Below are 12,408 nucleotides of genomic sequence, written 5' to 3' on the forward strand. Positions count from 1 at the left end.
CAAAAATGCGGGTCCGCGAGCCCAAAGGGCAGCCAGGTCAGAGCAATATCTTTCATTCCCGTGCGGAATGGACGAATTCCATGCCTTTCACGCGACGCCGCGCTGGCTCATGCCGGGCGACACGCACCACGTCCTGTCGCAGCAGGTAGAAGGAAACCGCCAGCAGAACCACATCCTTCATCAGGAACGGCACGTTGCCAGTCATCGCCGGAAATCCAGCCGCGGGATCCCACCCCTCGGGCATGAAGGGGATGATCGTGACGGTGGCGATGAAGGTGCCGGTCGACCCCAGGGCGCCAAGAGCACCGAGGCGTTTGTCCCAGAAGCCCGCGAACAGCAGCGTACCGAATGTCCATTCGCTGACGCCGAGAAACCAGCTCGCGCCCTGATGGCCGAAAACCGGATAGAGCCAAAAGATCAACGGGCCGTTGCTGATGAACGGCACGAGCCGCTCGGCCTCATACGGCCACCACTTCTGGTAACCGAAGAAGAGAAACATGATCACCATCGACGCGCGCACCAGATGGTAGTCGAGGTCCTCGGTAAGCAGGCCGGACCGCCGCATGATCATGGTAAGCGGACTCATTGCCGCGTTTAGAATTGCATTCATTGTCGCCACTCCTTGTGTCGAGTTGTGTCGAGCGCGGTTGCGCAGCCGCATCACACGACCGCGGAAATCGCGAAGTCGATTTCGGTGTCGAAGAAGAGGCCGCTCCCGCCTTCACGCGAGGGCGGCTCATCGCAGCGTGGTGAGGCCGCGGGCTTCAGTTTGCCGGGAGGATTCCACTCGGCCCCCTTCATGAACGAGTCGTTCGGGGTCTCGGCGAGATGATTGGTGTAGTTGGAGATCAGCTTGGTGGCGGCGAGCACCAGCACGTCTAGCACCGCCTGATTGTCGTAGCCCGCGGCCTTGAAGGCGGCGACCTCGGCCTGGCTCACGACGCCGCGCTGACGCGTGACCTTGGCCGCGAACTGGCGCAGTGCCTCGAGCTTCGCGTCGGCGATCGGACGTCCTTCGCGGACGGCGGAAATCGCTTCCGGCTCCACCTTCGCCATGCGCGACAGATTTGTGTGGCCGGCCATGCAATAAGTGCACTCGTTCTCATAGATGATGGCGAGATAGACGATGTTGCGTTCCTGCGGGGTGAAACTCGTCTTTTCGGCGATCCCCCAGAGGGTGCTGTAAGCCTCGAGCGCCGCCGGGCTCTGCGCGAGAATGCGATGCAAGTTGGGCACGAAGCCCCAGCTTTTCTGGATCCCGTTCAGCATTTCGCCGGACGCTGCCGGCGCCGTGTTCGTGTCGTGAAGCGTGAAGCCGTTGATCATTTTCGCTCTCCTTCTGCATGTGAACCCTAGGATCGGACCCTCACCCATTCCCCTGCGCTGCGGCAGATGCGGGCTGGCGATATGGTTCATTCCGGTCTGGAATATGGTGCCATCGCATCGAAACGCGCGACGAAAACGGAAAAACGAGAACCGGAGCAGGGCGTGGAAACGATGTCGATGCGGTGACCCCAGCATCCCGAGCGCCTGCCGGCGATGAACAGGCCAATTCCGAGACCGTCCCGTGCGCGGCCAGGCCGGGTCATACTCCAGGCCAGACACGGCTCACCGCTGCCGAATGTTCGACTGGCTACCGCGGCACCGACCCGGCTTCTGGTCTCGCACATGTGCGTTCTCCCGCAGGTAGGCCCGATAACGCTGTTGCAGGTCCTAGCGTCACGCAGCTCCTCCTCGGAGGCCAGTTAAACGTTCTAATATTTTGTGAATCGGACGGGCTGAAGACGCGCCCGGGGTAGTGGATCAAGGGCGCGGAAGATGCGCCTAACGATACGTCAAATATCCTGACGATTGCGCAAGATGATCAACTGGGCGATGAGGTCACGATCGATCGTGAAATAAAAGGCCAGAATCAGCGGGTCCGGCAAACCACGCATATCGAAATTTCCATCGACGTTGGCGGTCACGACAAAGTTGTCATGGTGCTTCAAGACCTTCGTGACTGCGATCGTCAGCTCTTCGCCGATGAGGTCCCGCTCTGCCCAACGCCTGATGGCCGCCTTGCCCCAATAGTCACGCAGCTGATCGTTGACGAGCGCGTCGTCAGCAAAGGTAGCCATCATCCGCTCCAGGTCGAAGCCGTTCGTGGCTTCTACGAAAGCCGCTATGAGGGGTGGAAGGCTAATCGGACCGCTGGTCGAAGAACCTGGATTTGGCATGCGGAAGGACCGCCATCACGAATTTACGCCACCTCAAGAGGGTGCATCATCTTCCGACCGCCGGATCATTGTATGATGTAAAAATTTATTAAATCGGCAGGTACGATGGTTGTCGCGCTCGGCGCTTCGCCGGCATCACCGCTTCGGACGCGTCCGGATGGCGGCATCTCCGAACGGAGTGATCTGACCTACGATGACGTCAGCAAATCGTCCAGGAGAGCGCGCGCCAACTTGAGATCTCTGGTTTGGAATCCTTCCGTGAAACGATTCAGAACGAGACCGAGTTCACGACGGGCCTGATCGCGCTGTCCTTCTTCGGCCAACAAGCGCGCCAGGCTCATCGTCGATCTGAGCTCCAGGGCGAGCGCAGACTGCTTGCGTCCGACTTGGATGGCCTCGGATAGGCAATTTATGGCGGCCCCAGAGCCATACCGCGGGATCGCCGCAAGAATCTGGGCTTTGACCCGCAAGAGTTCCGGCAAATCGAAGGTCGATCCGCAATCGTGGGCGCGAGAGATCGCCCCGTCGACCGTGATCAGGGCCTCCTCCACGTGGCCGATCATGTGCAGGCCCTCGGCCAGTGCTCCCGCAAAGGGCGTTAGCTGGTGGTTCAGCCTTCCCGCCGACAAAGTGCCTATCGCACTTCGCAGCAAGTCAACGCCGGCAACCAAGTCATCGCGCGCGATAGCAATCGTACCCTTAAGCCCATCTCCGGCGGCGCGGTACGGTTCCATCGAATATCGGTCCGAATATTTGACGAGCCGCTCGGCGTACTCGGCTGCCATGTCGAAATCTCCGCTCCAGACAAAGACCGCCGAACCGTAGGCAAGCGCGACGCACATCGAAAGCGGGTTGTCATGTGCGGCTCCATCGATGGCGGTCTTTGCGAGCTGGCGCGCCTGGTCGGCAAAACCGCGCAACCATAGGGTCCGCGCGAGACTGATCGGGGCGTAGATCCGATAGTCGAACCCGAAGAAGTTAGGGATGACCGTGCCGGTGTTGGCCGCGCGGGTCATGCCGCGCTCGTCGTGGAATTGAGCTGCCGATTGGTCGCCCATGAAGTGGTAACAGGCACCAAGCATGAAATCGGCCACCACCAGACCCGCCTGATCCTGCGTATCCTCCGCAAAAGCTGCGGCCTTCCGCACGGTATCGAGCGCGCCACGGAAATCCCCCAGCCTCATGAGAAGCCGATACAGACCGTAAAGAAGCTGCAACTTGTGGCGCCGGTCACCGAATGTCTCCTCGATCGCGAGACCACGCTCGATCGCGGCACGAACCTGTTCCGAGTTTCCGCTGGTGTACATTGCGGACAACGCCAGAGCTTCCTGCAGAATCATCTCCTGTCTTGTGCCTCGCGCAGCGTCCTCAAGACACGCAAGCGCCCGCTCGCACCACCGAGCGCACTCTTCAAGCAAGGACAGTCCAACAAACAGGGGAGCCGCCCAGGCAGCGAGCTCCACACCGATCGAAACGTCACCGTCGTCTGAGAACGCCCATTCGAGCGCCGCCCGCACGTTGCCAATATGCGAGGCATAGCCGGAAAGATCCCACTCCCCGAACCTCGACTGAACGAGCTCGTCATCCCGGAGAAAGTCGGAAAAGAAATTCGCATGCCGGCGGGCGACATGATCCAGCTCGCCTCGCCCGGCTAGTTTTGCCTTGGCATAGGCGCGCGTCGTGTCGAGCAGCCGGTAATACGTCGGCCCGTGTACCGGCGTCGTGGAGATAAGCGATTTCGCAAGCAGGTTCTCGAAGGCCCCCGTAGAGCCCTCCTCGTCCGGCTCCGCAGCGTAGGCAATGGCGCTGGCTGCCTCAAACGTGAAATCCCCCACGAACACCGATAGTCGACGCAGAATAGCCCTTTCGTGTTCGGGAAGGAGGTTGTAGCTCCAGTCGAGCATCGCGTGCAGAGTTTGGTGCCGGGGCAGCGCGGTTCGGCGTCCGTGCCAGAGGAGGCTGAAGCGATTGTCGAGAAGTTCCGCAATTCCGCGAATACCAAGAGGGCCGGCGTGGCTTGCGGCGAGCTCGATAGCCAACGCGATCCCATCGAGCCGTCTGCAGATGTTGGCGACGATCGGCGCCTCTTCATCGCCCAACGCTACGCTGTAGCCGCCGGCGGCCGCCCGCTCCATAAAAAGCTGCGCAGCAGGGAATTTCAGCACTTCTGCGGCGGTCAGACCGACCTGATCAGGCGGGCAGTCGAGCGAATAGAGCAGATGGACGCGCTCACCTTCGACGCGTAGCGCTTCGCGGCTGGTCGCAAGGATATGTACTTGTGGCGCCTCGCTGACGACCCGCTCGGCCAGCACCGCCGTCGATTCAATCACATGTTCGCAGTTGTCGAGAACAAGAAGGATCTTCTTGTCACCGAGAAAAGACACAAGGCTGCCGAACGGATCGGGGGACTGAAGAATGAAACCAAGTGCCGACGCGACTGCCGTTGGAACGAGTTGCGGATTCGTCAGCGCGCTCAGATCGACAAAGGAAACGGCACCACTGAAGCCCCCCAACAATGCGTGCGCCACCGAAACGGCTACCGTCGTCTTGCCTATGCCGCCGGGGCCGACGATGCTGACGAACCGCGCTGTCAGGAGCTGCTCCGATACGGCTCGCACGACGTCATCTCGACCGACCATCCGCCCCAATGGGGGCGGTAGCTTTCTGGGCCGCTCGCTTTCCGCAATAGGCAGCCGCTCCGTCGAACGCGACACGGGCGCCACGAAACAATAACCGCGACCGGCAACGTTCGATATGTAACGACCCCCATCCTCCCCGCCGAGTGCCTTCCGCAGGGATGCAATCTGAACGCGGAGATTGGATTCATCCACCGTCACGCTCGGCCACGCAGTCGATATCAACTCATCGTAGCTGACGGTCTCGCCGGCCCGCTCCGCCAGCGCGATCAGAACGTCGAGAGCGCGTCCGCCAAGCGGTATCGTCTCATCGGCCCTCTTCAGCAGCCTGGCCGCCACGAACAGACTGAACGGCCCAAAGCAAAGCACGTCACCGGGCCGGCCATCGTGACGACGGTTCATACACGCATTCCGCGGTCGTGGCTCGACATCGCGGCTCTCTCTTTCGGGACAGCAAGTACCCGTGCCAGATCCGCCCTAGTCTACCGCGCGATGCCTCAGGGGGCAGTCGACCACCGGCGCCCGTCACGGCTAGAAAATCCAGCGTAAACAATTAGTCCATACGTTGATAGCCCAAATTCGACGGTCGACGGGCGGCTTGGGTTAGCAGACCAAATAGCCGTTGGTCCATATATGCCACGCGGGAATAAGCATTATTGCGACAAGCGCACTGCCGAGATCGTAGCCGGCACCGCAATTTTGTCGGCACGCGTTCCCTGCGCGTCAACTCGGCGGAGGATTTTTTCATGGCATCGAAGCACTCGGTAGTGATCGCTGAGCCTGTTCGAACGGCCATCGGGACGTTCGGCGGGACCTTGAAGGATATTCCGGCCGTCGAGTTGGCTGCAGCGGCCATCAATGCCGCTCTCCAGCAGTCCAGGCTGCGACCCGACGAGATCGGCACTGTGGTCATGGGAAACGCGGTGCAGGCCGGCAACAAGATGAATCCCGCGCGCCAGGCCGCGATTCACGGGGGGCTTCCCGTCCAAGTACCTGCGATGACGGTCAATCGCGTCTGCGGTTCGGGTGCGCAGGCCATCGTCTCCGCGGCGCACGAAATCCTGACAGGTTCTGTCGATGCGGCCGTCGCCGGCGGTATGGAGAACATGGACGCCGCCCCCTACCTCGTCACGCGCGGCCGATGGGGTCACCGCATGGGCGACGGGACCCTCTACGACAGCGTGCTGCGCGACGGGCTCAACGATGCCTTCTCGGACGCGCACTCGGGCTGGCACACGGAAGACCTGGTCACGAAGTTTCAGATCAGCCGGGCAGCGCAGGACGAATGGGCCCTGCGTTCGCACACCCGCTTTTCCGCCGCGCAGAGTGCCGGCAAATTCGAGGGCGAGATCGTGCCCGTCGAAGTTCGCGCGCGAAAGGGAGCGAGCACGTTCCGGACCGACGAGCATAACCGTCCGGACACGACGATCGAGACGCTGACCAAGCTGAAGCCGGCTTTCCGCGAGGGCGGCACGATCACCGCCGGCAATGCCCCCGGCCTGAACACGGCCGCTGCGGCGATGGTGCTGGCGAGCGAGGATTGGGCCGACAAACGCGGTCTGGCGCCGGTTGCCCGGCTGGTGTCGTACGGCATCGCGGCCGTCGAGCCGGGTATGTTCGGGCTCGGCCCGATCCCTGCCGTCAGACAGGCGCTGGCACGCGCCGGCTGGACCAATCAGGATGTCGAGCGCATCGAGATCAACGAAGCATTCGCCGCAATAGCGCTCGCGGTCATGCAGGAGCTCAAGCTGCCGCCCGAGATCGTGAACGTGGAGGGTGGCGCCATCGCGCACGGACATCCGATCGGTGCTACCGGCGCCGTGCTGACGACCCGGCTGCTCCATTCGATGCGTCGAGACGACCTCAAGAAGGGCGTCGTCACGATGTGCATCGGCGGCGGGCAAGGAATCGCTCTCGCCCTCGAGATGATCGCTTGAGAACAACCACAGGAGCCTTCGATGGTCCTTCTTGTAACGAGCGCATCGGGCGCGAATGGCTCGGGGTACGGCAAGCTCCTGGCGTTCGATGCGGACGGCGAGGCGCTCGGCCCCTTCAGTGACGACGTCCGGATCGTCGACCCGCGCGGACTCGGCAGCGACGGATCACTCCTCTTCGTGAACAGCGGCTCGGACCGCATTCTGGCGCTCGACGACAATGGGCGTGTGGTGCGCGAGACCGGCGTGATACCTTGGCTGAACCCAGGTGGCGGTAATTTCGGCCCCGACGGCCGGTACCATGTAGGAATGCGAGCCGCGCGGACGATCATGGCCTTTGCGCCCACCCTCGATGGAGCTGCAGAAGCCGTGCTTCCATCCTCCGTGGTACCGTTCACACGCGGATTTGTCTTCGGCCCGGATGGCACCCTCTTTCTCGCGTCCGGCATCGGCCCGGGCGGCGAAGGCGACAACACCATTCTGGCCTTCGATCCGGAGCGAGCGGTCAAGCCTTCCTGGAATGTCCAGGATGCGGACCTCAGTCCGTTGGATCTCACGATCGCGCCGAACGGAAACGTGCTCGTCAGCAGCGAACATCCCTTCGGTGCTCCGGACGCGGTGACGACCATCCGCGAATACGACCGATCCGACGGCCGTCTCGTTCGCGTCCTGACTCCGGATCGCCGGGTCGGATTCAGGAAGCCGCGCGGGCTACGCTTCGGACCGGACGGGAAGCTGTACTGCGTCGCCCAGGACGAGGTCGTCGCGTTCGATTTCACGACCGGCGAATCCTTGGGACCGGTGGTTACATTGCCAGGTCTCAACGGCCAGGCTGTGATCTTCTTTGGCTAGGGAGGAAAATAATGGAAGCATCGGGAGCAACGCATAGGTTCGAGCACGGCCAATGGCCGTACGATCCGAGATTCAAGCGAGTCAACGGCTGGCGCATGCACTACGTCGACGAGGGCACCGGCGACCCGGTCGTTCTCCTGCATGGCAACCCGGCCTGGGGCTTTCTGTACCGGAAATTTATCCAGCCGCTAACCGAGGCAGGAAGGCGCGTGATCGTTCCGGACATGGTCGGCTTCGGGCTGTCCGAGAAGCCCGTCCGCGAACAGGCCCACACGCTCGACGGCCACATCGCCAATCTAACCGGCCTCCTGCGACAGCTCGACGTGCGCAACGCGACCATCGTCTGTCACGATTGGGGCGGCCCCACTGGCCTCGGGTTCGCTCTATCCAATCCGGACCGGGTCCGCGCTCTGGTCATCATGAGCACCTGGGCCTGGCCGCTGCCTCCGGCCGACTTCCACAAGCGGATTTTTCCTTGGCGCATGATGCACGCGCCCCTCGTCGGCCCCTATCTTCTCGGACGTCACAATGCGCTTGCAGGTCGCGGAATGTATCTTTCCGTGGTCGACCGCAAGAAGTTCAGGGCGGAGGCCCAGAGCGTCTATGAGAGCATCCTGCCAGATCCCGCATCGCGCCTACTCACATGGACCTGGCCGCGCTGGATCCCGCTCGACGAAAGCGCACGCGGCCTGGCCCGCTTCGAGTGGCTCGAGCGCGAACTGAGGAAGTCGAAACTCCCGACGCTGCTGGTCTGGGGCCGGGAAGACGAGGTCTTCGACCACGAGACGTTCGCGACGCGCTTCAAAGAGCTCTTGCCGCATGCCGAAGGACCCGAGCTGGTGACGGGCCGGCACTTTCTGCAGGAGGACTCCGGCGAGGAGATCGCCGGCAAGATCAACGGTTTCCTGGACCGCATCGAGGGAAGGCAGTCATGACAACGATCCACGTCGTCGAAAATCCGACACTCGAAGGCAAGAGGAGAGCGTTTGTGCTCGCCGAAGACCGCGTCGGACATTACCCGGAATTCCGCGAATTCTTTGTCAAGCAGTTTTCTCTGGACGCGAGCGCCTTATCACGTCCCGGCTACGTGCGGGCGCCCTCGGGAATGGTCTACACGCTCGTCTTCATCGGCCGCAGCGGAGAACCGTTTCCCGACGGGATCGAGGTCTACGCCCTGCCCGACGCGTTGGAGCCGTTGAACGATCCGGAGATCGACGCCGATCTTTGGGCGCTGCTCAGGTGGATGATCGCCGGCGTCGGCGGCGCATGGCGGGTGGAGGATCTAGATGCCACGGGTCGGCTATACCAGTTGAGCGTGGCCGCGGACGCGTGACACTCATTCGGCGGCGAGCGCCATCAAATCCTTGGCTTCGTGAAGGATGACACCCGACAATGGGTCGAAGTGGGCCTCCCAAGGCTTGCGCGCGAGCACCGCGTTGGTGTGCGCGTAGCCTGCTTCCCAACGCCGCCGGATTCCGGCCTGGCTGAAATCGATGTCCTTGGTGTGATCGTCATGGTTCAACTGCGGCGCGAGCAGTTGGACCACATGCATGCGGGTCTGGCAGCCATAGCCCAGCAATTCCCTGACCTCCGGATTGCTGTGCTCACTTTCGGGTAGCTTCGATGCGAGCTCGTTGATCACATGACGTAATCGGTGCGTCTGCTGGTGGCGCGCGATCTGGCTCGCGATCCGGCTCGAATACTGGACGTCCTTGTGCCGGTTGAGAACATCGGCCATCGTCGTTGGCTCGGGCCCAATCGGATTCCACAGATGGACCGAGAAGATCACCGAGTCCCTTCGCGGATTGTCGTCGAACACCGCCTCGGTGGGCGTATTGGAAAGGATGCCGCCGTCCCAGTAGAGTTCGCCGTCGATGCGCACCGGCGGAAACGCGGGCGGAAGAGCTGCCGAAGCCATGATATGCCTGACGTCGATTCTGCCATCGCGGCTATCGAAATAGCGCATCTGGCTGGTTCGCACATGCGCTGCGCCAACCGACAGGCGCGGCCTTCCCTGATTGACCAGGTCGAAGTTCACCATCTCGGCAAGGGTGTGTTCGAGCGGTGCCGTCGAGTAGTAGCCGGCCCGATCGGCGCCCAAGGGAAAAGCATCCCCGACGTGGGCAAGCAGGTTTGGCGTGAAAAAGCCGGAAATGCCCTGGGTCAACGTGCTCCAGTACGACCAGCGTCCGTCCAATGCAGGGAAAGCGCCCTCAAAGCCCCATTCCGGGGCGCGCTGCACGCGACTCCAGAACTCGCGTAATCGCGCTAACCGGCGCTGCGGCTCGTTTCCAGCGATCAGACTTGCGTTGATGGCGCCGATCGAAGTGCCGATGATCCAGTCCGGTTCGATCCCGGCCTCCTGCAGCGCCTGATAGACGCCAGCCTGGTACGACCCAAGAGCGCCGCCGCCCTGCAGTACCAGGACGATCTGACCCGGGAGGTCGCCGCGGTCCGACCGGCGGCGCTGCGAACCATCTTTGGTCACAAGACGTTCGATCGGTCGGTTCATGCGGACCTCCTGCTTTCAAGGAACTCTTCGCCGATTCAAGACGGTTCCGGCTTGCTGTCAATCGCTGTGCAGGCCGCTACCGGATTGTACGTTTGCTTTGACCTTCGCTTCCGACAGTATCGTTTCGCCAGAGTGCAGCGACGCCACGGCCCGGGTGGACGTCAGCGCAATCGCCAACACGGAAATCAACAACCGCGACATCGTACTCTCCTCTTCCTCGGTAGGTGATGGTTAGCGGCATGCTCTTAGCCGCGGCCATGGGCGGCGCAGCGAAGCAGCATGTCGAGATGCGGGGCGACGACAATGGCTAGGCTGGCCAGCGCGCTGCCCGTCATCGCATAGGCGAACAGCGCATCCCTCGCCGTCGCGCTGATGATCTGAACCGTCTCGCTTGCGACCGCCTTCGCCCGGATGGAGCGGATCCAGACCGCACCTGCGGTCCGGAAGCTGGCGCTCTGGAATTCATTCGTGCTCATTGCGTCTCTCCTTTGCGTGGAGAGTGGCCAATTCTTCCGAGGCATGGCAGATAGGGCGAAGCGATATCGCTCATTCCTGCGGAGAATAAGCAAGATGGATCGTCTGGCTTCGATGGAAACGTTCGTGCGGGTGGTCGAAACGGGCTCCTTTTCCGGAGCGGCCCGACAGCTCCGCGTTGGGCAGCCGGCCGTATCCAAGTCGGTCGCTCAGCTCGAGGACTATCTCGGCGTCAAGCTGCTGACCCGGTCGACCCGCGGGCTCACGCCGACCGAAGCAGGGCTCGGTTATCTCGAGCGCGCCAGACGGGCTCTCGAGGAAGCGGCTGAGGCTGAGCTCGCTGCGCGCGGAGCTGGAGCAGGCCTCAAAGGACGCCTGCGTGTTTGCGCCGCCGTGACGTTCGCCCGGATCCATCTCATTCCGATGTTGCCGCAGTTCATGGCTCAGCATCCGGAGCTGGATCTCGAGGTGATCCTGGACGACCGTCAAATCGACCTGGTCCAGGAGGGTATCGATGTGGCGCTCCGGATGGGGAAGATGATGGATTCGACCCTGACCGCTCGCCGCGTCGCAAGGTGCAAGCGGCTTGTGCTCGCGACGCCCGCCTACTTCGATCGGGCGGGCACGCCGTCGACGCCGGGCGAGCTGAGCAAGCACCAGGCCGTCGTCTATCTGCAGGGAGAAGGCAGCGTCTGGTCGTTCAGGCGCGAGAGTACGGAATTGGCCGTTAGCGTTCAAAGCAGGTTGCGGGTGAGCGCCGCGGAGGGCGTGAGAGCCGCCGTGCTCGCCGATGCGGGCCTGACCATCGCGTCGGAATGGATGTTCAGCCCCGAACTGCGATCGGGCGCCGTCCGTACGGCCCTGTCTGAATGGAGCCTCCCGCCGCTCGATCTGTGGGCAGTCCTACCGAGCGGCCGTGCGGCAACGGCCAAGGCGCGAGCGTTCGTCGGGTTCTTCGAGCGTTCGTTCAACCCTTAACTTCCGGGACTGTCGAAGTCGGCTGGATGCGTGGCGCGCTGCGTTCGACGTCGTGGGTCGCATGATGGCTCTCGTCGGCGCAGACGAGGCCCCGAGGATGGAATTTGCTCAATCGAGCCTTCGTCTCGCGAGCTCCGAAAATGCTCCATTCGATCGCTTTCTCCGACGAGGCCGGATGTGAGCCTCGTGCGCCCCACATCCGACGATCGCATCCCCCAACGACCGCGTAGCGAGCGCAAATACGTGAGACGAATGAGCATTTTTTCGCGCCAGAACGGCATTCAACGTCTCAGACGAATGAGTACGGTGACATCCATGGAGTTGCTCATCCTGAGCCCTCCCCAAAAGGAGTGTCACCATGTCCCGCACCTCGATCCTGAATCGCTCAGCACGCGCAGCGGCCGTCGCTGTTGTCCTTTCCGCCTTGCTCTCACCGGCAAACGCAGCCGACCGGCAAGATGCCATCGCCGTCTTCCCCGATGTGTCGACGAGCGCGGCAGCAGCTCGCACCCCGATCCTGTTGACCTCGCGCATGCCCTGGCTCGCTCCGGTCGGTCATCGGCAACCTCACCCGGCCGACGTTCCCCAGCACGAAGCGGTCTCGGCATGGGAGCAGCAGCAACAGCAGTTCGACCAGGAATTGGACCGTAAGCTGATCATCTGCAAGGGATGTTGACCCGCTGCGCGGCGGTCATTCCCAGGCGGAATAGGCTTTAGTCGGACGTGCCCGCTACCTCGAACGGCGGCCTCCTTTAGCTTTCTGCACGTGACTTCCACGAACCGGGCGGCACCGCCGTCCTCCA

General features: G+C 62.4%; 13 protein-coding genes. 6 read left to right on the forward strand and 7 right to left on the reverse strand.

The features are described from left to right. Positions 1-52: 52 nt before the first annotated feature. From LRP30_RS41620 to LRP30_RS41635, 4 genes are all read right to left on the reverse strand, one after another. Complete coding sequence (locus LRP30_RS41620) at positions 53-571, reverse strand: DUF417 family protein (protein ID WP_249758586.1); 519 nt, start codon at positions 569-571, stop codon at positions 53-55. 89 nt (positions 572-660) lie between these two features. Next, a complete protein-coding gene (locus tag LRP30_RS41625; RefSeq protein WP_249758587.1) occupies positions 661-1,605 on the reverse strand; it encodes a carboxymuconolactone decarboxylase family protein in 945 nt (314 codons plus the stop codon). Positions 1,606-1,835: 230 nt separating this feature from the next. After that, complete coding sequence (locus tag LRP30_RS41630) at positions 1,836-2,219, reverse strand: nuclear transport factor 2 family protein (protein WP_249758588.1); 384 nt, start codon at positions 2,217-2,219, stop codon at positions 1,836-1,838. 188 nt (positions 2,220-2,407) lie between these two features. Continuing rightward, positions 2,408-5,257, reverse strand: a complete 2,850-nt coding sequence (locus LRP30_RS41635) for a winged helix-turn-helix domain-containing protein (RefSeq protein WP_249758589.1) — start codon at positions 5,255-5,257, stop codon at positions 2,408-2,410. Positions 5,258-5,601: 344 nt separating this feature from the next. Here LRP30_RS41635 and LRP30_RS41640 point away from each other — a divergent pair, with 344 nt between their 5' ends. From LRP30_RS41640 to LRP30_RS41655, 4 genes are read left to right on the forward strand one after another with little or no spacing between them, the layout of a single operon-like run. Next, positions 5,602-6,792, forward strand: coding sequence for an acetyl-CoA C-acyltransferase (locus tag LRP30_RS41640; protein ID WP_249758590.1), 1,191 nt, complete (start codon positions 5,602-5,604; stop codon positions 6,790-6,792). A gap of 21 nt (positions 6,793-6,813) precedes the next feature. After that, positions 6,814-7,641 (forward strand): hypothetical protein, encoded by an 828-nt coding sequence (locus LRP30_RS41645; protein ID WP_249758591.1) that lies wholly within the window; start codon positions 6,814-6,816, stop codon positions 7,639-7,641. An 11-nt stretch (positions 7,642-7,652) separates the two neighbouring features. After that, on the forward strand, positions 7,653-8,576 hold the full coding sequence (locus tag LRP30_RS41650; RefSeq protein ID WP_249758592.1) for an alpha/beta fold hydrolase: 924 nt from the start codon (positions 7,653-7,655) through the stop codon (positions 8,574-8,576). Continuing rightward, on the forward strand, positions 8,573-8,974 hold the full coding sequence (locus tag LRP30_RS41655; protein WP_249758593.1) for a hypothetical protein: 402 nt from the start codon (positions 8,573-8,575) through the stop codon (positions 8,972-8,974). The genes LRP30_RS41650 and LRP30_RS41655 overlap by 4 nt, the downstream gene beginning before the upstream one ends. Positions 8,975-8,977: 3 nt before the next feature. Here the strand turns inward: LRP30_RS41655 and LRP30_RS41660 are convergent, their stop codons facing one another. The 3 genes from LRP30_RS41660 to LRP30_RS41670 are packed head-to-tail and all read right to left on the reverse strand — an operon-like array spanning position 8,978 to position 10,629. Next, the gene (locus LRP30_RS41660; RefSeq protein WP_249758594.1) at positions 8,978-10,153 is read right to left on the reverse strand and encodes a patatin-like phospholipase family protein; all 1,176 of its coding nucleotides are present in this window, start codon (positions 10,151-10,153) and stop codon (positions 8,978-8,980) included. A gap of 57 nt (positions 10,154-10,210) precedes the next feature. Next, the gene (locus tag LRP30_RS41665; protein ID WP_249758595.1) at positions 10,211-10,354 is read right to left on the reverse strand and encodes a hypothetical protein; all 144 of its coding nucleotides are present in this window, start codon (positions 10,352-10,354) and stop codon (positions 10,211-10,213) included. A gap of 44 nt (positions 10,355-10,398) precedes the next feature. Next, positions 10,399-10,629 (reverse strand): hypothetical protein, encoded by a 231-nt coding sequence (locus LRP30_RS41670; RefSeq protein WP_085402241.1) that lies wholly within the window; start codon positions 10,627-10,629, stop codon positions 10,399-10,401. Positions 10,630-10,723: 94 nt separating this feature from the next. Here LRP30_RS41670 and LRP30_RS41675 point away from each other — a divergent pair, with 94 nt between their 5' ends. Next, positions 10,724-11,605 (forward strand): LysR family transcriptional regulator, encoded by an 882-nt coding sequence (locus LRP30_RS41675; protein WP_249758596.1) that lies wholly within the window; start codon positions 10,724-10,726, stop codon positions 11,603-11,605. A 358-nt stretch (positions 11,606-11,963) separates the two neighbouring features. Further along, on the forward strand, positions 11,964-12,281 hold the full coding sequence (locus LRP30_RS41680) for a hypothetical protein (RefSeq protein WP_249758597.1): 318 nt from the start codon (positions 11,964-11,966) through the stop codon (positions 12,279-12,281). Positions 12,282-12,408: the final 127 nt, after the last annotated feature.

This window comes from Bradyrhizobium sp. C-145, from assembly GCF_023375135.1.
Lineage (GTDB): Bacteria > Pseudomonadota > Alphaproteobacteria > Rhizobiales > Xanthobacteraceae > Bradyrhizobium > Bradyrhizobium zhanjiangense.